The sequence below is a fragment of the Micromonospora sp. NPDC005324 genome (assembly GCF_040607155.1).
Taxonomy (GTDB): Bacteria; Actinomycetota; Actinomycetes; order Mycobacteriales; family Micromonosporaceae; genus Micromonospora; species Micromonospora trifolii.
Window position 1 is genome coordinate 22,898 of the sequence record NZ_JBEXGE010000025.1, and the last position, 22,057, is coordinate 44,954.

Genomic DNA, 22,057 nt, shown 5'->3' on the forward strand with positions numbered 1-22,057 from the left:
GGCGACGACCGGCACCACCCGACGTCCCCTGCCGCCCGAACCTCAGCCGGCCACCGACGCCGAGCACGGTCGCCTGCCCCGGCAACGTGACGCGGCGTCGACCGACCAGCTGCGGGTGCTGGTCGCCGTCGGCACCGACAAGCATCCCTTCGGCCGGCTCGTGGACTGGCTGACGCAGTGGCCGGCGGAGACCGCCGGAGCGGTGGAACTGACCCTGCAACACGGACACACCCGGGCGCCCGCAGTGCCCGGCGCGGTGTCGTTTCTCGGCCACGCCGCCCTGCAGGAGGCGATGTCTCGCGCCGACCTGGTGGTCTGTCACGGCGGCCCGGCGACCATCCTGGAGGCTCGTCGGCACGGCCACCTGCCGATCGTTGTGCCTCGCGACCCGGAACGCGGCGAGCACGTGGACGACCACCAGCAGCTCTTCGCCCGCCGGCTCGGCGCGGCCGGCATGGTGGCGCTCTGCGAAACCCGGGAGCAGTTGTACGACGCGCTTGACGCCGGGCTCAACGACCCGTCCCGGTACGCGGTGGCGGCCGACCCGCAGGCGCACCGGGCGCAGGTCGCCGCCGTGGCCCGGGTCGGTGCGATCGTCGAGGAGTTGGTGGCCCGATCGGCGCGGCGCCCGCCGCGTCGGCGGGTGTGGGTGCGGCTTCGCCGCGGTGCGGAGGAGACCAGGTGACCCGGCAGCCGAGCGTCAGCGTCGTGGTGCCCACCCGGGACCGCCCGGAACTCCTGCTGGCCGCGGTGCGCGCGATCCTCGGCCAGGAGTACGCCGGGCCGGTCGAGGTGGTGGTGGTCCACGACCAGTCGGTGCCCGACGAGTCCCTGGCCGAGTCGGCGGACCCGGAGCGCGTGGTCCGGGTCATCCGTAACACGCGTACACCGGGCCTGGCCGGTGCCCGCAACAGCGGCACCCTGGCCAGCGGCGGCGAGTTGATCGCCTTCTGTGACGACGATGACGAGTGGCTGCCCGGCAAACTGGCCGCGCAGGTGGCCGCGCTCGCCGCCGACCCGGACGCGGAGTTCGTCTGCTGCGGCATTCGGGTCAGCTACGACGGGACCACAGTTGACCGGGTGCTGGACAAGGACCGGATCACCCTCGACGACCTGCTGCGCGACCGGATGACCGAGCTTCACCCGTCCACCTTCCTGATCCGTGCCACTGCGCTGCGCGACGGGTTCGGGCTGGTCGACGAGGAGATCCCGGGCAGCTACGCCGAGGACTACGAGTTCCTGCTGCGGGCCGCGCGCAGCGCGCCGCTGCTCAACCTGCGTACGCCGTCGGTGTTGGTGCGGTGGCACAAGCGGTCCTACTTCGCGCAACGCTGGGACACCATCTCCGAGGCGTTGCAGTGGTTGCTGGAGCGCTACCCGGAGTTCGGCAGCCAGCCGGCCGGCGAGGCCCGGGTGACCGGGCAGATCGCGTTCGCGCGGGCCGCCTCCGGTGACCGGCGGGGCGCGCTGCGTTGGGCCCGGCGGACGCTGCGGCGCAACCCCCGGGAGCCGCGCGCCTACCTCGCACTCGCGGTGGCCGGGCGGGTGGTCCGGGCCGACGCGGTGCTGCGCACGCTGCACAAGCGTGGCCGGGGCATCTGACCGAGCCCGGACGACGCACCGCATCCCTCAACGAGCCGACAGCAGATCAAAGGACAACCACTCATGGGACTTCACTCACTCAGGTTCCGTCTCGTCGACTCGCCGACCTCGCTCGGCGCGAAACGGCGTGCGCGGCGTGCGGCCTGGCTGTCGGACACCTTCCCGGACCTGGCCGACATGACCGTCCTCGACCTGGGCGGCCGGGTGGACAGTTGGGCGCGCGTTCCCGTCCGGCCGGCACACGTTCACGTGGTCAACCTGGAGCCGCTGCCCACGGAACTGCCCGACTGGGCCGAGGCCGACCACGCCGATGCCTGCGAACTGCCCAAGAGCATTCTCAGCCGCAAGTACGACCTCGTCTTCAGCAACAGCGTCCTGGAGCACGTCGGTGGGCACGAGCGCCGGCAGCGGATGGCCGACGCGGTCCGTGAGCTGGGGCGGGCGTACTGGGTGCAGACGCCGTACCGGTACTTCCCGGTCGAGCCACACTGGGTGGCCCCGGGTATGCAGTTCCTGCCCGTGTCGGCACGGGTGGTGATGGCGCGCCGGTGGCCGCTCGCGTACAACCCTGGTAAGTCGTACGAGGCGGCGATGAGGCAGGTCCTGACGACCGAATTGATCGGCCGCGCCGAACTTCGATACTTGTTCCCCGACGCCGTTATTCGCAACGAGCTTCTGTTGGGTCTAACGAAATCGATCATCGCTATCCGACGCTGAGCAATTCGGCTGCGGCTTTCTTCGGCTGCGGCAAAGAATTTTACACTCCGACACTGGGAAGGGTTGGCTCGGTTCGAGCGAACCCTTCCCAGTCGACGGTATCCGTCATTCCCGCCGGAATGGAGTTGCTAGAGCAGGCTTGCGACGAGCAGTACGGCCATGGCAACGAACGCAACGCTCGCCGTCATGTACAGGATTTTCCTGGTCGATTCGGCCGAGGCGCGCCGGGCGGTGAGCGCCAGCACGACGCCGACCAAACCGAGGATTGCTCCTACAACAGTCATGCCCAGATACTCCCTTGATCCGCTCCGAGCCGCACGACGTGTCTCTTGCTGGTCAACAACGACTCATCAATCGCAGAAGATCTCGGCGAGGAACGCCGCCCCTGCGCCGGCACCGCCCATCGCGGCTGCGATGCCGCCAGCGGTTGACGCGGAGATCGCCACGCCGAGGATCACGCCCCCGCCGGTCGCCGCGAGAACACCGAACACCGCCGCACCGAGTGCGTAAACCGCTGCCTGGATGGTCAGCGAGCAGATGCCCTGCCCAGTGGGATCGATGTAACTGGTTGGATTGCAACCGGCATAGGCGTAGCGGTTGCCGTTCTGCGGGTCACCGATGAAGCTCAGGCTGTCCTGTTGGGTGAATCGGCCCTGGTTCGAGTTGTACCAGCGCTTCCCGAACTTCGTGAACTTCGTCGCCGGATCGTACGTGCCGCTGGCGTACCGGAGGATGTTGGTCTGACCGAGACCCGTCTCCGACGCGGTGAGCCCGATGCCGTACGGGTCGTAGGTGTAGCTGGCCGACACCGAACCGTCCGCCTTGACAAGCGCGACGACCGAGCCGAGCCCGTCCAGGACGTAGGCGTGATCGGTGGTGCCGATACGCACGCCGAGCGGGGTGCCAAGCCCGTCACGCTCGACGAAGACCGCGGCGCTGCTGCCGTTCTTCCACGACTGGAGCCACGGCATGCCGTGCTGGTCGGCGGTGCCGTACGTGAGGTTGATGCCACCCGCTCGGGTCAGCTCGACCTGGTCGGTGCCGGCGTAGACATACGTGTTGGCGGTGCCGGCCGTGGCGGTTGTCATCTGCTTGGCGGTGTTGTAACCCATGCCGCTGACCGCCGGGGTGTTGGTCTTCGTCTGGTTGCCCCGGGTGTCGTACGTGTTGTCGGTCGTGGTGACCTGGTTGGCCGAGTTGTAGGTCAGAGTCTGCGTGGTGACGGCGTCGACCTTGGCACTGGTGCGGTTGCCGTTGGTGTCATAGGCGTAGTCGTAGGTCTTGCCGTGGTGGTTGGCGGCCTTGGTGAGCCGGTCGCCCTTGTCATACGTGAGTTGGGTGATCTGCCCGCTGATTTCGTTCTTCTGCCACTGGCGCAGGCCGGTGTCGTCGGCCTTGGCGGTCGAGCAGGGCTGGCCGGAGACGTACTTCGCGTGGCAGTAGGTCACGTCGAAGACGGTCGCCGGGCTCGCCGAGTTGCGGGTGGCGGTGATGCGCAGCGGCCGGTCGGACTTGTCGTACGTGGTGGTGGTTCGCAGCGCCCAGGCGCTGTTGGTTTCGTTCGTGGCGAACCACGTGGAGGTGCGGTTGCCATCCTTGTCGTAGGCGAAGTTGTAACGGGTGCCCCCGGCGGTGTCCATGCGGACGAGCCAGTTGCGAGTGTTGTAGTAGTACTTCGTGGTGCCCCGGCCGTCGATCAGACTGTCCAGATTGCCCGACGTGTCGTACCAGTAGACCTGCTGCGGCCCGGTCGGCGGGTTGCGCTTGTGCAGCCGATTGAGCTGGTCGTACTCGTAGGTGGTGGTGCCGGTGGCGTCGGTGCGGATCAGCAGGTTTCCGGAGCCGCCGTACTCGTAGGTGACCGCAGTCGTGGCGGCGCAGCCGGAGTAGCTCGTCTTCGTCGGCCGGTCCTCGAGGCTGTACTCGTAGGTGCTGGTGCAGCCGCCCTCGACGGCGGTACGGAGCCTTCCGAAGGCGTCGTAGGTGAAGGTCTTCGCCGACAGGCTGTTGCCGGTCGGCGGGGACAGAGTCGTGAGCTGCTTGTTGGTGTCGTACGAGTAGGTGGTGGCGTTGGTGCCGTTGCCCGGGTCGGTGGACGACCTGACCGTGCCGTCGCTGTTGAAGTCGACCTTTGCCTCGGCGGCCAGCGCGTCCTTGCTGGATGTCTGGTTGCCGGCACCGTTGTACACGTATGTCGAGCTGTTGCCCTGCGGGCTGATACCCGACGAAGGCTGGAAGTTCGCCGTCGGATTGGTCGACGTCGGCGTGTTGGCGTAGGCCGCCGAGGCGCTGGCTCCGGTCGGTGCTTCCGACTTCGTCTGGGACTGGCCGCTGTTGGCCCCGTACGTGTTCGTGATGGTGCCACCCTCGGCCGACACGCTGGTGGCGACGTCGCTGAACGGCGTGTAGGTCAGACTGCGGCTGTTGCCCCCCGGGTCGGTGACCTTGGTGATCCGCTTCTCGGAGTTCACCGTGTACGTCGTGTGCGGCACCGAGGTGACCGGCTGGGAGAGGTCCTGGCGGGGATCGGCGACGTCGGTCAACGTCGAACTGGTGTACGCCAGTCGGGTGGTCGCGCCCTGCATGGTGGCGTTGTCCGTCACCTGCGTGAACGACGTGACCCGGTGCTGTCCGTCGTAGGTGATGGTGGCGAAGGTGTTGTCCTCCATCAGGATCTTCGTCAGATCACCCGCCGTGTTGTACTCGAACGACACCTTGCGCCAGGTGGCACTTTGGATGGTCTTCAACCGGTTGGCGGAGTCGTACTCGTAGGACACGTCACGCCAATTGCCGTCGCTGCCGGTGTGCCGGTATCGGGTGATCCGGTCGCCGGTGTAGGTGACCGCGGCCGAGCGCACCGATCCGACGCCCCGGTTGGACGTCACGGTAGTCATCTTGCCGCTGCTGTACGCGAAGTCGATGACGTTGCCGTTGCGGTCCTCGGTCTTGTCCAGCAGACCGTCGGAGGTGAAGAACAACTCCTTGCCGCTGTCGTTCTCGGTGAGGATCCATCCGGTGCCGTTCTGGGCCAGCTTGGCCTTGAACTCGCTCGGCGAGGTGTAGCCGGAGCCGGAGGCGGTGAACTTGCCAACCACGCCGTCGGCCGCCGCGTACGTCACCGTGCCGTCGTCGGCGGGGAACAGTCGGACGTCGATGCCGGACCGGGTCCGCCAACCCGGGCCGTGGGCGCCGTTGGCAATGCCGCTGCCGAGCAGGAGGCTGTTGAACGACGCGCCCAGTGTGACGTTCTCGGCGATCCCTGGCAGATTCAGCTCCGTGCTGGTCAGCACCAGGTTGCCGGAGCCGACGTTGACTCCACCCTGTAGGCGGTCGGTCAGCGAGAAGTCCAGGAAGCTGCCGCTGCGGACCGGACCGGTGCCCTTCGGCACTGATGGCGCCGCCGCCGCGGCGACGGCCTGCTGCGCGGCGGCCGGAGCCGCCCCCGCGTCGAACAGCCACACGTCCGAGCCGGAGCGTGGCGACACCACCGGTTTGGCTGCTGCCCCAACCGCCGTGGCGGCGACCGGCACCGCTCGCGCCGGCACTGCTACCAGCACTGACGTGGCGGTAACCGCCAACGCCACCCCCATACGTACCGCGGTGGATCTCACATATTCTCCCTATATCGTCATCCGACGGGCTGATTCCCGCCGAACAATGAGCCGAGACGGGCTTACGGAATTTGCGCAGGACGATTTGCCGCCAGATCGGTTGGCCTGGCGGCATGGCGGTGCGATCAGAAGTGGTGGAAGCCGATGGTGAACGCCCTCATGGGCGGCAAGCGGCGCAGGACGACCAAACTCCCCGTGCGGACGTCGTTACTTGCTGTTGAACAACTTATGGGCCTGGCTCGATGGAAACAAGAGCAGATCGAATTTGCTCAAATGGATTTCGCATCTGGCGGAACGGGACGGGACGCGGCGCTAGGGCGGGCGCGGACGCGATGCAGGGGCAGATCTGACTCCTGGTTGAAGTCCGCCACAACGTCCGCCACAACGTCCGCCACAACGTCCGCCACAACGTCCGCCACAACGTCCGCCACAACGTCCGCCTCAGCGGCCGGCGCGCGGACGTCCGTGTCCGCAGGGCGGGACGCGGCGGGCGGTGCGGTGGGCCGGCCACCGGCCGTGACACACTGACCGCTGTGTTGCGCTGGCTGACTGCAGGTGAATCGCATGGTCCCGCCCTCGTCGCGATGATGGAGGGGGTGCCGGCCGGCATCGAGGTGACCACCACCGAGATCGCCGACGAGTTGGCCCGTCGACGGCTGGGCTACGGCCGGGGCGCCCGGATGGCGTTCGAGCGGGACGAGGTCGAGGTGATCGGCGGCCTGCGGCACGGCGTGACCCTGGGCAGTCCGGTGGCGATCCGGGTCGGCAACTCCGAGTGGCCGAAGTGGCAGACAGTGATGGCCGCCGACCCGGTCGACCCCGACGAGCTGGCTCGGCAGGCCCGCAACGCCCCGCTGACCCGGCCCCGCCCGGGCCACGCGGACCTGGCCGGCATGCAGAAGTACGGCCACACCGACGCCCGGCCGATCCTGGAACGCGCCAGCGCACGGGAGACCGCAGCCCGGGTGGCCGTCGGCACTGTCGCCAAGGCGCTGATCCGTCAGGCGCTCGGCATCGAGATCGTCTCGCACGTCGTCGAGCTGGGCCCGGTGGCGGCGAAGCCCGGGCTGCGTCCCACCCCGTCCGACACGGCCCGGATCGACGCCGACCCGCTGCGCTGCCTCGACCCGGAGGCCAGCGCCCTGATGGTCGCCGAGGTCGATGCCGCGAAGAAGGCCGCCGACACCCTCGGCGGTGTGGTCGAGGTGCTGGCGTACGGGGTGCCACCGGGGTTGGGCAGCCACGTGCAGTGGGACCGCAAGCTCGACGCCCGGCTGGCCACCGCGCTGATGTCCATTCAGGCGATCAAGGGCGTGGAGATCGGCGACGGCTGGCAGCAGGCCCGGTCCCGCGGCTCGGAGGCGCACGACGAGATCATCCCGTCGGCCACCGGCGTCCGCAGGGTCACCGACCGGGCCGGCGGGCTGGAGGGTGGCATCACCACCGGCGAGCCGCTGCGGGTCCGCGCCGCGATGAAGCCGATCTCCTCGCTGAACCGGGCGCTGGCCACCGTGGACGTCACCACCGGCGAGCCGGCCACCGCGATCAATCAGCGCTCCGACGTCTGCGCGGTGCCCGCCGCCGCGGTGGTCGCCGAGGCGATGGTGGCGCTGGTGCTGGCCGAGGCTGCCACCGAGAAGTTCGGCGGAGACTCGATCGCCGAGATCCGCCGCAACCTGGCCGGGTACCTCGACGCGCTGGTCATCCGCTGATGGCACCGGTCGTCGTGCTGGTCGGCGCGCCCGGCTGCGGCAAGACCACAGTCGGGCGGGCGCTCGCGGCCACCCTCGGCGTGGAGTTCCGCGACACCGACACCGACATCGAGCAGATGGCCGGGAAGCCGATCCCGGAGATCTTCATCGACGAGGGTGAGGCGCACTTCCGTACCTTGGAACGGGCCGCAGTGGCCGCGGCGCTTGCCGGCGGCACGGGCGTGCTCGCCCTCGGCGGCGGCGCGGTGCTGGCCGAGGAGACCCGGGCGGCCCTGTTCGGGCACCGGGTGGTGCACCTCTCGGTCGAGCTGCCCGACGCGGTGCGGCGGGTCGGGCTCGGCGCCGGCCGGCCGCTGCTGGCGATCAACCCACGGGCCACCCTCAAGCACCTGCTGGATCAGCGCCGGCCGCTCTACGCCGAGGTCGCCACCGAGACGGTGGTCACCGACGGCCGGGCCCCGGCGCAGGTCGTCGCCGAGATCGCCGCCCTGCTCCCGCGCTGACGCCCACCCCCCCTGCCCCGCCACCCCCTTGCGCCGATCTTGCACTTACTGTCCCGACGTAGGGGGCATGCCCCGCATCTCGGCAACCGCAACCGCAAGATCGGCGCAGTGGCGGTCCTCAGCTACGGGCGATCACGTCGAGGACATCGGTCAGAGCCTTCGGCTCGCTGAGCATCGGCCAGTGCCCGGTGGGCAGCTCATGCAGCGGGCCGTCGGCCAGGCCGGTGAAGAACGGATGCTCCTGTTGGATCATCTGCCGCACCACGCTGAGCGGGAAGGTGCTGGCGACCAGCGCGGTCGGCACCCTGCGCCCTCCGGTGCGTCGGACCGGGTCGGTGGCGGCCCGCAGCGGCTGCGGGGTGGCCCGGGTACGCAGCAGCGCGAGCGTCGGCTCGTCCAGGCCGGCCAGGTTGGTCGGGTCGGCGGCCGGGTCCCAGGCCGGCGGCGGCAGCAGGTGCCCGCTGCCGATCGCGGCCCGCAGCCGCTGCTGCTCCTCCGGCGGCAGAGTGTCGAACTGCGCCGTGCCGTCCGGCAACGGCCCACTCTCCACATAGACGATCCGGGCGATCCGGTCCGGGATGCGGTCCACCGCCTGGGCGGCCGGCATCCCCGCGCCGGAGTGCCCGACCAGCAGTACGTCGCGCAGGTCCTCGACCTCGATCAGTCGGACGATGTCGGTGGTGTGCGTGTCCAGGCTGACCTCCGGCCCGGCGAGGTGGTCGCGTTCGGCCACCCCGGTCAGCGTCATCGGGTAGACCTCGTGCCCCTGCGACCGCAGCGCGACGGTCACGTCCCGCCATGCCCAGGCACCCAACCAGAATCCCGGCACCAGCACGAATGTCGCCATCGGTAGCTCCTTCTCTCGGTTACCGACAGACCGTACGATCGATTCCGGACAGGATCCGCCCGGTTTGAAGGAGTGGCCCGTGTCACATCCCGCGGGACGGGTGCTGGCCCTTCTCGAACTGCTGCAGACCCGGCACCGGTCGACGGCCGCCGACCTCGCCGGCCAGCTCGGCGTGGACGAGCGCACCGTGCGCCGGTACGCGACCACGCTGGTCGAGCTGGGCATTCCCGTCACCGCCGACCGGGGCCGCTACGGCGGCTTTCGGCTGCACTCCGGGTACAAGCTGCCGCCGCTGATGCTCACCGACGACGAGGCGGTGGCAGTGCTGCTCGGCCTCGTCGTCGCCGAACGGGTCGGGCTCGCCACCGAGCAGCCCGCCACCGCCACCGCGCTGGCGAAGATCCGCCGGGTGCTGCCGGCGGCGCTCGCCGACCGGCTCGCCGCCGTCCAGGAGCACCTGGGCTTCACCCTGCGTCGCGCGGAGCCGGAGCGCGGACCGGCGTCGGGCACCCTGCTCGCGCTGGCCTCGGCGACCCGGCACCGGCAGCGGGTGGCGCTGGACTACCGCTCGTGGCGGGGCGAGCAGTCGCACCGCGAGCTCGATCCGTACGGGCTGGTCTTCCACGCCGGCCGTTGGTATGTCACCGGCCACGACCACCGGCGCGGGGAGATCCGTACCTTCCGACTGGACCGGATCGGCGCGGTGACGCCCGGCGTGGCGACGTTCACCGTGCCGGACGGCTTCGAGGCGGTGGCCTGGGTGACCCGGTCGCTGGCCGGCGTGCCGTACACGCACGAGGTGGAGGTCGTGCTGGAGACCGACCTGGTCGCCGCCCGCCGCCGGATCCCGCCCAGCGTGGCCGAGTTGACCGCCACCACCGACGGGGTGCTGCTGCGGGCCCGAGCGGAGAGCCTGCCCGGAATGGCGGCGCTGCTCGCCGGGCTGGGCTGTCCGTTCACGGTGCGGCACCCGGACGCGCTGCGCGCCGCGGTGGCCGAGCACGCCCGCCGGTTGGCGGACTGGGCCGCTCGGCCAGCAGGTGGACAGCCGCCCTCGCCGCGCCGCCCGCTGGACTAGGCTGCCGGCGATGGACGAGGTGACCCGGATTCCGGTCGGCGGCGAGCGGCCGTACGACGTCTTGGTGGGACGTGACCTGCTGGGTGCGCTGCCTGGCCTGCTGCCCGGCGCGACCCGGGTGGCGGTGCTGCACGCGCCTCCGCTCAAGGCCCTCGCGGACGCGCTCGGCGAGCGCCTGCGCGCCGCGGGTTTTGAGCCGCTGCCGATCGAGGTGCCCGACGCCGAGTCGGGCAAGCACATCGAGGTGGCCGCCACCTGTTGGGACCGGCTCGGAGCGGCCGGCTTCACCCGTACCGACGCGGTGGTCGGGGTGGGCGGCGGCGCGGTGACCGACCTGGCCGGCTTCGTCGCGGCCTGCTGGTTGCGGGGGGTGCGCTGGGTGCCGGTGGCTACCTCGCTGCTGGGCATGGTCGACGCCGCGGTGGGCGGCAAGACGGGCATCAACACGGCTGCCGGCAAGAACCTGGTGGGCGCGTTCCACCCGCCGGTCGGGGTGTTGGCCGACCTGGCCACTCTGGACAGCCTGCCCGCTGTCGACCTGGCGGCCGGGTTGGCCGAGGTCGTCAAGTGCGGGTTCATCGCCGACCCGACAATCCTGGACCTCATCGAGAATGATCCGGAGGCCGCCACCGACCCCCGGGGGACGGTGAGCCGCGAGCTGATCGAGCGGGCCATCCGGGTCAAGGCCGACGTGGTCGCCGGCGACCTGCGCGAGTCGGGTCTGCGGGAGGTGCTCAACTACGGCCACACCCTGGCCCACGCCATCGAGCAGAACGAGGGTTACCGCTGGCGGCACGGCCACGCCGTCGCCGTCGGCCTGGTGTACGCGGCCACGCTGGCCCGGCTCGCCGGGCGGCTGGACGCGCCGACCGCCGACCGGCACCGGGTCACGTTGAACGCGCTGGGACTGCCGGTGAGCTACCCGGCCGACGCCTGGCCGCAACTGTTGGCCGCGATGCGGGTGGACAAGAAGACCCGGGGTAGTCGGCTGCGCTTCGTGGTGCTCGACGGGCTGGCCCGTCCGGCGATGTTGGAGGGCCCGGACGACGGGTTGCTGGAGGCCGCCTACCGCGAGGTGGCGAGCCCGTGAAGGTCTACGTGTTGAACGGGCCGAACCTGGGCCGGCTGGGCACCCGCGAGCCCGACGTGTACGGCGCGACCACCTACGCGGATCTGGTGGCGCTCTGCGAGAGCACCGGCCGGGAGTTGGGGCTGGCGGTGACGGTCCGGCAGACCGACGCGGAGCACGAGCTGCTCGGCTGGCTGCACACGGCGGCCGACGAGGGCGCCGCGGTGGTGCTCAACCCGGCCGCCTGGTCGCACTACTCGTACGCGGTGCGGGACGCCTGCGCCATGCTGCGGGGGCCGCTGGTGGAGGTGCACATCTCCAACATCCACACCCGTGAGGAGTTCCGGCACCACTCGGTGGTCTCGGCGGTGGCGACCGGGGTGATCTGCGGTCTCGGCATCGACGGCTATCGTCTCGCTCTGCAGCATCTGGCCACCCGCTGAGAGCCCGTCGACTGGGCGCTCCGAACGGGGGGCCGTCCGATTCGACGCAGCTTGTAGACTTGCCAGGTCTGTCCGCCAATTGATGATCAAGGCAGGAAATGGCCTCCACCAACGACCTCAAAAACGGCCTGGTACTCAACCTGGACGGCGAGCTCTGGGCCGTCGTCGAGTTCCAGCACGTCAAGCCCGGTAAGGGTGGTGCCTTCGTGCGCACCACGCTGAAGAACGTGCTGTCCGGGAAGGTGGTCGACAAGACCTTCAACGCGGGCACCAAGGTCGAAACCGCGACCGTTGACAAGCGCACGATGCAGTACCTGTACGCCGACGGCGAGGACTTCGTCTTCATGGATCTGGAGACCTTCGACCAGATCACCGTGCCCGGTGGCACCGTCGGTGAGGCAGCCAACTACCTGTTGCCCGAGGCGGAGGCGACCGTCGCCCAGCACGAGGGTGTGCCGCTCTACATCGAGCTGCCCACCAGCGTCGTGCTGGAGGTCACCTACACCGAGCCGGGCCTGCAGGGCGACCGTTCGACCGGCGGCACCAAGCCGGCGACCGTGGAGACCGGCGCCACAGTGCCGGTTCCGCTGTTCATCACCACCGGCGAGAAGATCAAGGTCGACACCCGCGACGGCCGTTACCTCGGCCGCGCCTGATGGCTGAGGGTTCCAAGCAGCAGATGCCGGCGCGCCGCAAGGCACGCAAGCGGGCGCTGGATGTCCTCTACGAGGCCGACCTGCGGGACAAGCCTCCGGTGGAGGTGCTCGCCGGCTACGTACAGCGGATCGAGCAGCCCCGACCGGAGCATCTGGGCTACGCGGTGGGCCTCGTCGAGGGGGTTGCCGAGCACCTCAACCGGATCGACGAGCTGATCGCCAGTTACGCCGAGGGTTGGACGCTGGAGCGGATGCCGGTCGTCGACCGTAATCTGGCCCGGATCGCCGTCTACGAGTTGCTCTACGTCGATGAGATCGACGACGCGGTGGCGATCAGCGAGGCGGTGGAGTTGGCCCGGCAGATGTCGACAGACGATTCGCCGCGCTTCCTCAACGGGGTGCTCGGGCGGATCGCCGAGTACGCCACCCGCTGAGCGTCCGCACCGGACACCGCAATCCGAAAAGGGCCCGTGCCAGTCGGCACGGGCCCTTTCGGTGGAGCGGCAGATCAGGTGGAGCGGCAGATCAGGAGGCGAAGAACGCCCGAGGGTCGGCCACCAGCACGCCGTGCTCGGTGAGCCGCTCGATCAGACCCGACGGTGAGGCGTCGTAGACGATCGCGAGCGCCCGCAGGTCGTCGGCGCGGATGGAGAGCACCCGGCCGTTGTAGTCGCCGCGCTGCTGCTGGATGGCGCGGGCGTAGCGGGCGACGTAGGCCAGGTCCTCGGAGGCCTCGTCGTAGAGCCGCTCCAGGTCCAGGACAATCTTGCTGGTGGGCTCGTGGCGGACGCCACTGCCGTCAGGCAGCAACTCCGAGACGGGTACGCGGTAGAACTCGGCCAACTCGGCCAGACGGGACACCGTCACGGCCCGGTCGCCACGCTCGTACGAGCCGACCACCACGGCCTTCCACCGCCCGTTCGACTTCTCCTCCACACCCTGCAGGGAGAGACCCTGCTGCTGGCGGATGGAGCGCAGGCGGGCGCCCAGAGACTTGGCGTATTCAGAGGGCATTCGGACACTCCCAGTGCTGCTCGGGGTTCTCCCGTCGATCGCTACGGAGCGTGACGGTACGGGGAATGCGACACGTGGTCAAGTGGTCGTGCCCCTACCGTTGCGGAGCGTCCGGGGAGTTTTCCCCTTTTCCGACGCCTGACCCGGTGGTCAGCAGCCGCCGTCCATCACCCCGGTGACCACTGGTAACGTGGCGGAAGCCCCGGCCCAGGTCTGCTGAGCGGTCCGGCCGGAGGTGCCCGACATCCTTTAACGACCCGTCCAGTGAGGCGGGGAAGGAGGTCCGCCGTGGCATACCCACCGGCTGCCCGCTCGTCACCACCGCGACAACCCTCGGTGAAGGTGATCCTCGCCAGCGCCGACGTGCAACGCGTGATCGACCGCATCGCCCACCAGATCCTGGAGAAGACCCAGGGCGCCGCCAACACGGTGCTGCTCGGGATTCCCACCCGGGGCACCCCCCTCGCCCGGCGGCTCGCCGACCGGATCAGCACCTTCGAGGACGTCGCCGTTCCGGTAGGTGTGCTCGACATCACCCTCTACCGCGACGACCTCCGTCGGCACGCCACCCGCGCGGTGGGTCCGACCGAGCTGCCTCCCGGCGGGATCGACGGCAAACGGGTCGTCCTGGTCGACGACGTGCTCTTCTCCGGCCGCACCGTCCGGGCCGCGCTCGACGCGCTCAACGACGTGGGACGCCCTGCCTCGGTGCAGCTCGCCGTCCTGGTCGACCGGGGCCACCGGGAGTTGCCGATCCGCGCCGACTACGTCGGCAAGAACATCCCGACCTCGCTCGCCGAGAGCGTCAAGGTGACGCTCGCCGAGATCGACGGGACGGACGAGGTCAGGCTCTACGGGGGAACCGCCTCATGATCAAGCATCTGCTCTCCGGCGGGGACCTGGACGCCGACACCGCCACCGAGATCCTGGACACCGCCGCCGAGATGGCCACCGTCGCCGGCCGGGAGATCAAGAAGCTTCCCGCGCTGCGCGGACGGACAGTGGTGAACCTGTTCTACGAGGACTCCACGCGTACCCGGATCTCCTTCGAGGCGGCCGCGAAGCGGCTCAGCGCCGACGTGATCAACTTTTCCGCGAAGGGGTCCAGCGTCACCAAGGGTGAGAGCCTGAAGGACACCGCGTTGACCCTGCAGGCCATGGGCGCGGACGCCGTGGTCATCCGACACCCCGCCTCCGGAGCGCCGCACCGCCTGGCCAACTGGGTGGACGGGTCGGTGGTCAACGCCGGCGACGGCACCCACGAGCACCCCACCCAGGCGCTGCTGGACGCGTACACCATGCGGGCCCGGCTGGGCCGGCTCGCCGGCCTGTCGGTGGCGGTGGTCGGGGACGTGCTGCACTCCCGGGTGGCCCGGTCCAACGTGCTGCTGCTCTCCACCCTCGGCGCCAAGGTCACCCTGGTCGGCCCGCCGACCCTCATCCCGGTCGACATCGCTGGCGCTCTCGCGCCCGGCACCGACGTCTCCTACGACCTCGACTCCGTCCTGCCGAACGTCGACGTGGTGATGATGCTGCGCGTGCAGCGGGAGCGGATGAACGACTCCTACTTCCCCTCCGCGCGCGAGTACGCCCGCCGCTACGGGCTGGACGGCCCGCGGATGCGCCGGCTGCCGGAGCACGCGATCGTCATGCACCCCGGCCCGATGAACCGGGGGATGGAGATCACCCCCGAGGTCGCCGACTCACCCCGCTCCACCATCGTCGAACAGGTCACCAACGGGGTCTCCGTGCGGATGGCTGTCCTTTACCTGCTGCTCGGAGGGAACAACCGGTGACCGCGTACCTGATCACCAGCGTGAGTGTCGTCGGCGCCGCGCCGACCGACCTGCTGATCCGCGACGGCGTGATCGCCGCTGTCGGTCCCGACCTGACCGCGCCGGACGCCACAGTCGTCGACGGCACCGGCCTGGTCGCCCTGCCCGGTCTCGTCGACCTGCACACCCACCTGCGCGAGCCCGGTCGGGAGGACGCGGAGACCGTCGAGTCCGGTTCCCGGGCGGCGGCGCTGGGTGGCTACACGGCGGTCTGCGCGATGGCCAACACCTCTCCGGTGGCGGACACCGCCGGGGTGGTCGAGCAGGTCTGGCGGCTCGGCCGGGAGGCCGGCCTGGTCGACGTGCAGCCGATCGGCGCTGTCACCGTCGGGCTGGCCGGCGAGCGGCTGGCCGAGCTGGGCGCGATGGCCGACTCGGCGGCGCGGGTGCGGATCTTCTCCGACGACGGGCACTGCGTCGCCGACCCGAAGCTGATGCGCCGAGCCCTGGAGTACGTCAAGGCGTTCGACGGGATCATCGCCCAGCACGCCGAGGAGCCCCGGCTCACCGAGGGCGCCCAGATGCACGAGGGTGAGGTCTCCACCCGGCTCGGTCTGATCGGCTGGCCGGCGGTCGCCGAGGAGGCGATCATCGCCCGGGACGTGCTGCTCGCCGAGCACGTGGGCAGCCGACTGCACGTCTGCCACGTCTCCACCGCCGGCAGCGTCGAGGTGCTGCGCCAGGCGAAGGCACGCGGGGTACGCGTGAGCGCCGAGGTGACCCCGCACCACCTGCTGCTCACCGACGAACGGGCGGAAAGCTACGACCCGGTCTTCAAGGTGAACCCGCCGCTGCGCACCGCCGCTGACATCGCCGCGCTGCGTGCCGCCCTCGCCGACGGGGTGATCGACGCGATCGCCACCGACCACGCCCCGCACGCGGTGGAGGACAAGGAGTGCGAGTGGGCGTACGCCCGGCCGGGGATGCTCGGTCTGGAGACGGCCCTCTCCATCGCGCTGGACGTGCTCGGCCCCGAGTGGGACCTGATCGCCGAGCGGATGTCGCGCACCCCCGCACGGATCGCCGGCCTCACCGGGCACGGCGTCGACCCCGCGCCGGGTGTGCCGGCCAACCTGACAGTGATCGACCCGGCCGCCCGCCGCACCATCGACCCGGCGGAGCTGGCCAGTCGCAGTCGCAACACCCCGTACGCCCGCATGACGCTGCCAGGTCGCATCGTGGCGACCTTCCTGCGTGGCGAGCCGACGGTCCTGGACGGAAAGGCAGTCAAGTAATGGTCAAGCGCAGACCCGCAATCCTGGTCCTGGAGGACGGGCGTACGTTCCCCGGCGAGGCGTACGGCAGCGTCGGAGAGACCTTCGGCGAGGCGGTCTTCAACACCGGCATGACCGGTTACCAGGAGACCCTGACCGACCCGTCCTACCACCGTCAGGTGGTGGTGCAGACCGCGCCGCACATCGGCAACACCGGCGTCAACGGCGAGGACGACGAGTCCGGCCGGATCTGGGTGGCCGGCTACGTGGTGCGCGACCCGGCCCGGATCGGCTCGAACTGGCGGGCCACCGGCGGCCTTGAGGACCGCCTCGCCACCGAGGGCGTGGTGGGCATCAGCGGTGTGGACACCCGGGCGCTGACCCGGCACCTGCGCGAGCGGGGCGCCATGCGGGTGGGCATCTCCAGCATCGACAACGACCCGCAGAGCCTGCTGACCCGTGTCCGCCAGGCGCCGCAGATGGTCGGCGCCGACCTGTCCGCCGAGGTGAGCACCCCCGAGCCGTACGTCGTCGAGGCCCTGGGCGAGCACCGGTTCACGGTGGCCGCCCTGGACCTGGGCATCAAGCGCAACGTGCCGCGTCGGCTGGCCACCCGAGGCGTGACCACCCACGTGCTGCCGGCGTCATCGAGCATCGACCAGATGCTCGCCACCGGCGCCGACGCGATCTTCCTGTCGCCCGGCCCGGGCGACCCGGCCACCGCCGACGCCCCGGTGGCGCTGGCCCGGGAGGCGCTGCGGCGGGAGGTGCCGCTGTTCGGCATCTGCTTCGGCAGCCAGATCCTCGGTCGGGCGCTCGGCTTCGGCACCTACAAGCTGGGCTACGGCCACCGGGGGATCAACCAGCCGGTGCTCGACCGGGTCACCGGCAAGGTCGAGGTGACCAGCCACAACCACGGCTTCGCGGTCGACGTGTCGGGCCGCGAACAGCGGCTCGGCGCCGTCGAGGTGCCCGGTGTGGGCGCCGGCGCGGTCGTCCCCGACCAGGTGATCGACACCGACTTCGGTGGCGTACGGGTGTCGCACGTCTGCCTCAATGACAACGTGGTCGAGGGGCTGCGGGCCGTGGACCTGCCCGCGTTCACCGTTCAGTACCACCCGGAGGCGGCGGCCGGCCCGCACGACGCGGACTACCTCTTCGACCGATTCGCCGAGCTGATCGAGGGCCGTGCCCTCGACCGGCGGCCCAGTGAGGGCCGGACCCACAGCAGGGGGCGCAGCAATGCCTAAGCGGACCGATCTCAAGCACATCCTCGTGATCGGCTCCGGGCCGATCGTCATCGGGCAGGCCTGCGAGTTCGACTACTCCGGCACCCAGGCGTGCCGGGTGCTGCGCAGCGAGGGGATCCGGGTCAGCCTGGTCAACTCCAACCCGGCGACGATCATGACGGACCCGGAGTTCGCCGACGCGACCTACGTCGAGCCGATCACCCCGGAGTTCGTGGAACTGGTCATCGCCAAGGAGCGCCCGGACGCGATCCTCGCGACCCTCGGTGGCCAGACCGCGCTGAACACGGCCGTCGCCCTGCACGAGGCCGGCGTCCTGGAGAAGTACGGCGTGGAGCTGATCGGCGCGAACATCGACGCCATCAACCGCGGCGAGGACCGGCAGCTGTTCAAGGAGATCGTGGCGAAGGCCGGCGTACGGCTGGGCGTGGACGACCCGACCGGGCTGGTGCCCCGCTCGCGGGTCTGCCATTCGATGGACGAGGTCGAGGCGACCGTCGCCGAGCTGGGCCTGCCGGTGGTGATCCGGCCGTCGTTCACCATGGGTGGCCTGGGCTCCGGCATGGCGCACAACCCGGAGGACCTGGCCCGCATCGCCGGTGACGGCCTGTCCGCCAGCCCGGTGCACGAGGTGCTCATCGAGGAGAGCGTGCTCGGCTGGAAGGAGTACGAGCTCGAGCTGATGCGCGACCGGAACGACAACGTGGTGGTGGTCTGCTCGATCGAGAACATCGACCCGATGGGTGTGCACACCGGCGACAGCGTCACAGTGGCCCCGGCCATGACGCTCACCGACCGGGAGTACCAGCGCCTGCGTGACCTGGGCATCGCCGTGCTGCGCGAGGTCGGGGTGGACACCGGCGGCTGCAACATCCAGTTCGCGGTCAACCCGGTCGACGGCCGGATCGTCGTGATCGAGATGAACCCGCGGGTGTCGCGGTCCTCGGCGCTGGCCTCCAAGGCGACCGGCTTCCCGATCGCGAAGATCGCCGCGAAGCTGGCCATCGGCTACACCCTCGACGAGATCCCCAACGACATCACCCTGAAGACCCCGGCGGCGTTCGAGCCGACCCTCGACTACGTGGTGGTGAAGATCCCCCGTTTCGCGTTCGAGAAGTTCCCCGGCGCGGACCCGGAGCTGACCACCACGATGAAGTCGGTGGGCGAGGCGATGAGCCTCGGGCGTAACTTCACCGAGGCGCTGAACAAGGCGATGCGCTCGATGGAGACCCGATCATCTGGTTTCTGGACCACTCCAGATCCGCAGGGCGCCACCCTGGCGGACACCCTCGCCGCGCTGCGGATCCCGCACGACGGCCGGTTGTACACGGTGGAGCGGGCGCTGCGGCTCGGGGCGTCGATCGCGGAGGTGGCCGAGGCGTCCGGCGGGATCGACCCGTGGTTCCTGGACCAGATCGCCGCGCTGATCGAGCTGCGCGGCGAGATCGTCGACGCGCCGGTGCTCGACGCCGACCTGCTGCGCCGCGCCAAGCGGGCCGGTCTGTCCGACCGGCAGCTCGCCGCGCTGCGCCCGGAGCTGGCCGCCGAGGACGGCGTACGGACCCTGCGGCACCGCCTCGACGTGCGCCCGGTCTACAAGACGGTGGACACCTGCGCGGCCGAGTTCGAGGCGACCACGCCGTACCACTACTCGACGTACGACCTGGAGACCGAGGTCGTGCCGTCGGACCGGCCGAAGGTGCTGATCCTGGGCTCCGGCCCGAACCGGATCGGGCAGGGCATCGAGTTCGACTACTCCTGCGTGCACGCCGTCCAGGCGTTGCGGTCGGCCGGTTACGAGACCGTCATGGTCAACTGCAACCCGGAGACGGTCTCCACCGACTACGACACCGCCGACCGGCTCTACTTCGAGCCGTTGACCTTCGAGGACGTCCTGGAGGTCTGGCACGCCGAGGACTCGTCCGGCCGGGCGGCCGGCGGGCCGGGCGTGGTCGGGGTGGTCGTCCAGCTCGGCGGGCAGACCCCGCTGGGGCTGGCGCAGCGGCTCAAGAACGCCGGTGTGCCGATCGTCGGCACCTCCCCGGAGTCGATCCACCTGGCCGAGGAGCGCGGCGCGTTCGGCGCGGTGCTGGCGCGCGCCGGCTTGCGCGCGCCGGCGCACGGCATGGCCACCTCGTACGACGAGGCGAAGACGATCGCCGACGAGATCGGCTACCCGGTGCTGGTCCGGCCGTCGTACGTGCTGGGCGGGCGGGGCATGGAGATCGTCTACGACGACCCGACGCTGCGCGACTACATCGGCCGGGCCACCGACATCTCCCCGGATCACCCGGTGCTGGTGGACCGGTTCCTCGATGACGCCATCGAGATCGACGTGGACGCGCTGTGCGACGCCGACGGCGAGGTCTACATCGGTGGCGTGATGGAGCACATTGAGGAGGCGGGCATCCACTCCGGCGACTCGTCCTGCGCGCTCCCGCCGATCACCCTCGCGGGTTCACACCTGGTCGAGGTCCGCCGCTACACCGAGGCCATCGCGCGTGGCGTCGGGGTCCGTGGCCTGCTCAACGTGCAGTACGCCCTCAAGGACGACGTGCTCTACGTGCTGGAGGCCAACCCGCGCGCGTCGCGGACCGTTCCGTTCGTGTCCAAGGCCACGGCGGTGCCGTTGGCCAAGGCGGCGGCCCGGATCGCGCTCGGGGCGAGCATCGCCGAGCTGCGCGCCGAGGGTCTGCTGCCGGCGACGGGGGACGGGGGCACGATGCCCGCCGACGCGCCGGTCGCGGTCAAGGAGGCGGTGCTGCCGTTCAAGCGTTTCCGGACCCGCGCGGGCAAGGGGATCGATTCGCTGCTCGGGCCGGAGATGAAGTCGACCGGCGAGGTGATGGGCATCGACACCAACTTCGGGTACGCCTTCGCCAAGAGCCAGTCGGCCGCGTACGGTTCGCTGCCGACCGCCGGGAAGATCTTCGTCTCGGTGGCCAACCGGGACAAGCGCGGCATGATCTTCCCGATCAAGCGGCTGGCCGATCTGGGCTTCGAGATCGTCGCCACCGCCGGCACCGCCGAGGTGCTGCGCCGGCACGGCATCGCCTGTGAGCAGATCCGTAAGCACTACCAGGCCGGTGCGGGCGACGACGCGGTGTCGCTGATCGGCGGCGGCCACGTGGCGCTGGTGATCAACACGCCGCAGGGTTCGGGTGCCAGCGCCCGCTCCGACGGCTACGAGATCCGCAGCGCGGCCGTCACCGCGGACATCCCCTGCATCACCACGGTCCCCGGCGCCGCCGCGGCGGTGATGGGCATCGAGGCGCGGATCCGCGGCGACATGCAGGTCCGCCCCCTGCAGGACCTGCACGCCATCCTGCGGGCGGCCCAGTGACAGTGTTCGAGCAGGCGGTACGGCCGTTGTTGTTCCGGCTCGGGGGCGGGGACGCCGAGGCGGCGCACGAGTGGACGCTGCGGCGGTTGGCGGCCCTGTCGCGGCGGCCGGCCGCGCTCGCCGCGCTGCGGGCCCGCTACGCGGTCGACGCGCCGCGCACGGTGTTCGGGGTGCGGTTCCCCAACCCGGTCGGGTTGGCCGCCGGTATGGACAAGGACGGCGCGGCGCTACCGGCCTGGCCGGCGCTCGGCTTCGGCTTCGTGGAGGTCGGCACTGTCACCGCGCACGCCCAGCCGGGCAACCCCCGGCCGCGGCTGTTCCGGCTGCCGGCCAGCGAGGCGGTGGTCAACCGGATGGGCTTCAACAACGCCGGGGCCGCCGCGCTGGCCGCCCGGCTGGCGGCGGCGCCGCGCCCGCTCGGGGTGCCGCTGGGCATCTCGCTGGGCAAGTCCAAGGTGACCCCGCTGGACGAGGCGGCCGAGGACTACCTCGCCTCGTACCGGGCGCTGCGCGGGCACGGCGACTACTTCGCGGTGAACGTGTCCTCGCCGAACACCCCGGGTCTGCGGTCGTTGCAGGACCGTGCCCACCTGGACGCGCTGCTCGCCGCGCTGGTGGGGGAGAAGCCGGTGCTGGTCAAGATCGCACCAGATCTGACCGAGGCGGCGATCGCCGAGCTGCTGGAGGTCTGCCTGGCCCGGGGCGCCGCCGGGGTGATCGCCACCAACACCACGCTGTCCCGGGACGGGCTCGCCGGCGTCGACGTCGAGCGTGGCGGGCAGGCCGGTGGCCTCTCCGGTCGGCCGCTCACCGGGCGGGCCCGCGACGTGGTCGCCTTCGTCCGCCGAGAGACCGGCGGCCGGCTGCCGATCATCGGCGTGGGCGGGGTGCTGGACCCGGACGACGCGGCGCGGATGTTCGATGCCGGCGCCGCCCTGGTGCAGCTCTACACGGGCTTCATCTACCGAGGACCGGCCCTGGTCCGCGCCGCCGCCCGCGCGGCGGCCGCAACGGCGGCACCGGACGCGGTCGCCGGCCGGTGATCGGCCCCGGCCCGGTGCCGGTCCGGCCCTCAGTGCCGAGCCGGACCGCGCCGGGCCGGCTCTGGGCCGAGCCGGATCCAGGCCGGGGTGCCCACCCCCTTCGCGTCACCTTTGCTCTGCTTC

General features: G+C 70.7%; 20 protein-coding genes. 16 read left to right on the plus strand and 4 right to left on the minus strand.

Annotated features, from left to right (window positions below):
* The first annotated feature begins 115 nt into the window (after positions 1-115).
* The 3 genes from ABZS40_RS24080 (at position 116) to ABZS40_RS24090 (ending at position 2,319) form a co-directional block, all read left to right on the plus strand.
* Positions 116-685 carry a glycosyltransferase gene (locus tag ABZS40_RS24080; RefSeq protein WP_354945741.1) on the plus strand — a complete coding sequence of 190 codons (570 nt, stop codon included), beginning with the start codon at positions 116-118 and terminating at the stop codon, positions 683-685.
* Positions 682-1,602, plus strand: a complete 921-nt coding sequence (locus tag ABZS40_RS24085) for a glycosyltransferase (protein WP_354945665.1) — start codon at positions 682-684, stop codon at positions 1,600-1,602. The genes ABZS40_RS24080 and ABZS40_RS24085 overlap by 4 nt, the downstream gene beginning before the upstream one ends.
* A 63-nt stretch (positions 1,603-1,665) precedes the next feature.
* Entirely contained in the window at positions 1,666-2,319 is a 654-nt protein-coding gene (locus ABZS40_RS24090) for a class I SAM-dependent methyltransferase (protein ID WP_354945666.1), read from the plus strand.
* Positions 2,320-2,447: 128 nt separating this feature from the next.
* Here ABZS40_RS24090 and ABZS40_RS24095 read toward each other — a convergent pair whose 3' ends face one another.
* Together ABZS40_RS24095 and ABZS40_RS24100 are read right to left on the minus strand one after the other, a co-directional pair.
* Positions 2,448-2,603, minus strand: a complete 156-nt coding sequence (locus ABZS40_RS24095; protein WP_354945667.1) for a hypothetical protein — start codon at positions 2,601-2,603, stop codon at positions 2,448-2,450.
* 66 nt (positions 2,604-2,669) lie between these two features.
* Positions 2,670-5,930, minus strand: coding sequence for an RHS repeat-associated core domain-containing protein (locus tag ABZS40_RS24100; protein ID WP_354945669.1), 3,261 nt, complete (start codon positions 5,928-5,930; stop codon positions 2,670-2,672).
* Positions 5,931-6,463: 533 nt separating this feature from the next.
* Here ABZS40_RS24100 and aroC point away from each other — a divergent pair.
* Positions 6,464-7,642 (plus strand): chorismate synthase, encoded by a 1,179-nt coding sequence (gene aroC, locus ABZS40_RS24105; protein ID WP_354945670.1) that lies wholly within the window; start codon positions 6,464-6,466, stop codon positions 7,640-7,642.
* Positions 7,642-8,145, plus strand: coding sequence for a shikimate kinase (locus ABZS40_RS24110; RefSeq protein WP_354945671.1), 504 nt, complete (start codon positions 7,642-7,644; stop codon positions 8,143-8,145). Before aroC ends, ABZS40_RS24110 begins: the two co-directional genes overlap by 1 nt.
* Before the next feature lie 118 nt (positions 8,146-8,263).
* Here ABZS40_RS24110 and ABZS40_RS24115 read toward each other — a convergent pair whose 3' ends face one another.
* The gene (locus ABZS40_RS24115; RefSeq protein ID WP_354945672.1) at positions 8,264-8,992 is read right to left on the minus strand and encodes an alpha/beta hydrolase; all 729 of its coding nucleotides are present in this window, start codon (positions 8,990-8,992) and stop codon (positions 8,264-8,266) included.
* A 79-nt stretch (positions 8,993-9,071) separates the two neighbouring features.
* Here ABZS40_RS24115 and ABZS40_RS24120 point away from each other — a divergent pair, with 79 nt between their 5' ends.
* The 5 genes from ABZS40_RS24120 to nusB all read left to right on the plus strand — a co-directional run bounded on the left by ABZS40_RS24120 (position 9,072) and on the right by nusB (position 12,672).
* Entirely contained in the window at positions 9,072-10,070 is a 999-nt protein-coding gene (locus ABZS40_RS24120; RefSeq protein ID WP_354945673.1) for a YafY family protein, read from the plus strand.
* A 10-nt stretch (positions 10,071-10,080) separates the two neighbouring features.
* Positions 10,081-11,160: a 3-dehydroquinate synthase gene (aroB, locus tag ABZS40_RS24125; RefSeq protein ID WP_354945674.1), complete on the plus strand. Its 1,080-nt coding sequence runs from the start codon at positions 10,081-10,083 to the stop codon at positions 11,158-11,160.
* Positions 11,157-11,582, plus strand: coding sequence for a type II 3-dehydroquinate dehydratase (gene aroQ / locus ABZS40_RS24130; RefSeq protein ID WP_354945675.1), 426 nt, complete (start codon positions 11,157-11,159; stop codon positions 11,580-11,582). The genes aroB and aroQ overlap by 4 nt, the downstream gene beginning before the upstream one ends.
* A 98-nt stretch (positions 11,583-11,680) precedes the next feature.
* Positions 11,681-12,238, plus strand: a complete 558-nt coding sequence (gene efp, locus ABZS40_RS24135) for an elongation factor P (RefSeq protein WP_007458344.1) — start codon at positions 11,681-11,683, stop codon at positions 12,236-12,238.
* Positions 12,239-12,261: 23 nt separating this feature from the next.
* Positions 12,262-12,672, plus strand: a complete 411-nt coding sequence (gene nusB, locus ABZS40_RS24140; protein ID WP_184188983.1) for a transcription antitermination factor NusB — start codon at positions 12,262-12,264, stop codon at positions 12,670-12,672.
* A 91-nt stretch (positions 12,673-12,763) separates the two neighbouring features.
* On the opposite strand, the gene ABZS40_RS24145 is transcribed toward nusB, so the two are convergent.
* On the minus strand, positions 12,764-13,252 hold the full coding sequence (locus ABZS40_RS24145) for a transcriptional regulator (protein WP_007458348.1): 489 nt from the start codon (positions 13,250-13,252) through the stop codon (positions 12,764-12,766).
* Between the two features lie 288 nt (positions 13,253-13,540).
* Between ABZS40_RS24145 and pyrR the strand changes: the two genes are divergently transcribed.
* Genes pyrR through ABZS40_RS24175 form a run of 6 tightly spaced genes read left to right on the plus strand, consistent with a single transcriptional unit; the run spans position 13,541 to position 21,934 of the window.
* Positions 13,541-14,125: a bifunctional pyr operon transcriptional regulator/uracil phosphoribosyltransferase PyrR gene (gene pyrR, locus ABZS40_RS24150; RefSeq protein WP_354945676.1), complete on the plus strand. Its 585-nt coding sequence runs from the start codon at positions 13,541-13,543 to the stop codon at positions 14,123-14,125.
* The gene (locus tag ABZS40_RS24155) at positions 14,122-15,048 is read left to right on the plus strand and encodes an aspartate carbamoyltransferase catalytic subunit (RefSeq protein WP_091401900.1); all 927 of its coding nucleotides are present in this window, start codon (positions 14,122-14,124) and stop codon (positions 15,046-15,048) included. The genes pyrR and ABZS40_RS24155 overlap by 4 nt, the downstream gene beginning before the upstream one ends.
* Positions 15,045-16,322, plus strand: coding sequence for a dihydroorotase (locus ABZS40_RS24160; RefSeq protein WP_354945677.1), 1,278 nt, complete (start codon positions 15,045-15,047; stop codon positions 16,320-16,322). Before ABZS40_RS24155 ends, ABZS40_RS24160 begins: the two co-directional genes overlap by 4 nt.
* On the plus strand, positions 16,322-17,551 hold the full coding sequence (gene carA / locus ABZS40_RS24165) for a glutamine-hydrolyzing carbamoyl-phosphate synthase small subunit (RefSeq protein WP_354945678.1): 1,230 nt from the start codon (positions 16,322-16,324) through the stop codon (positions 17,549-17,551). Before ABZS40_RS24160 ends, carA begins: the two co-directional genes overlap by 1 nt.
* On the plus strand, positions 17,544-20,891 hold the full coding sequence (gene carB, locus ABZS40_RS24170; protein WP_354945679.1) for a carbamoyl-phosphate synthase large subunit: 3,348 nt from the start codon (positions 17,544-17,546) through the stop codon (positions 20,889-20,891). The genes carA and carB overlap by 8 nt, the downstream gene beginning before the upstream one ends.
* Positions 20,888-21,934, plus strand: a complete 1,047-nt coding sequence (locus ABZS40_RS24175; RefSeq protein WP_354945680.1) for a quinone-dependent dihydroorotate dehydrogenase — start codon at positions 20,888-20,890, stop codon at positions 21,932-21,934. Before carB ends, ABZS40_RS24175 begins: the two co-directional genes overlap by 4 nt.
* The last annotated feature ends 123 nt before the right edge of the window (positions 21,935-22,057 follow it).

Excerpts from the sequence above, each read along its gene's own strand:
- ABZS40_RS24110 (WP_354945671.1), top strand. The coding sequence starts at position 7,642 with ATGGCACCGGTCGTCGTGCTGGTCGGCGCGCCCGGCTGCGGCAAGACC.
- nusB (WP_184188983.1), top strand. The coding sequence starts at position 12,262 with ATGCCGGCGCGCCGCAAGGCACGCAAGCGGGCGCTGGATGTCCTCTAC.
- ABZS40_RS24145 (WP_007458348.1), bottom strand. The coding sequence starts at position 13,252 with ATGCCCTCTGAATACGCCAAGTCTCTGGGCGCCCGCCTGCGCTCCATC.
- efp (WP_007458344.1), top strand. The coding sequence starts at position 11,681 with ATGGCCTCCACCAACGACCTCAAAAACGGCCTGGTACTCAACCTGGAC.
- ABZS40_RS24095 (WP_354945667.1), bottom strand. The coding sequence starts at position 2,603 with ATGACTGTTGTAGGAGCAATCCTCGGTTTGGTCGGCGTCGTGCTGGCG.
- ABZS40_RS24155 (WP_091401900.1), top strand. The coding sequence starts at position 14,122 with ATGATCAAGCATCTGCTCTCCGGCGGGGACCTGGACGCCGACACCGCC.
- ABZS40_RS24090 (WP_354945666.1), top strand. The coding sequence starts at position 1,666 with ATGGGACTTCACTCACTCAGGTTCCGTCTCGTCGACTCGCCGACCTCG.
- carA (WP_354945678.1), top strand. The coding sequence starts at position 16,322 with ATGGTCAAGCGCAGACCCGCAATCCTGGTCCTGGAGGACGGGCGTACG.
- aroB (WP_354945674.1), top strand. The coding sequence starts at position 10,081 with ATGGACGAGGTGACCCGGATTCCGGTCGGCGGCGAGCGGCCGTACGAC.
- ABZS40_RS24115 (WP_354945672.1), bottom strand. The coding sequence starts at position 8,992 with ATGGCGACATTCGTGCTGGTGCCGGGATTCTGGTTGGGTGCCTGGGCA.
- carB (WP_354945679.1), top strand. The coding sequence starts at position 17,544 with ATGCCTAAGCGGACCGATCTCAAGCACATCCTCGTGATCGGCTCCGGG.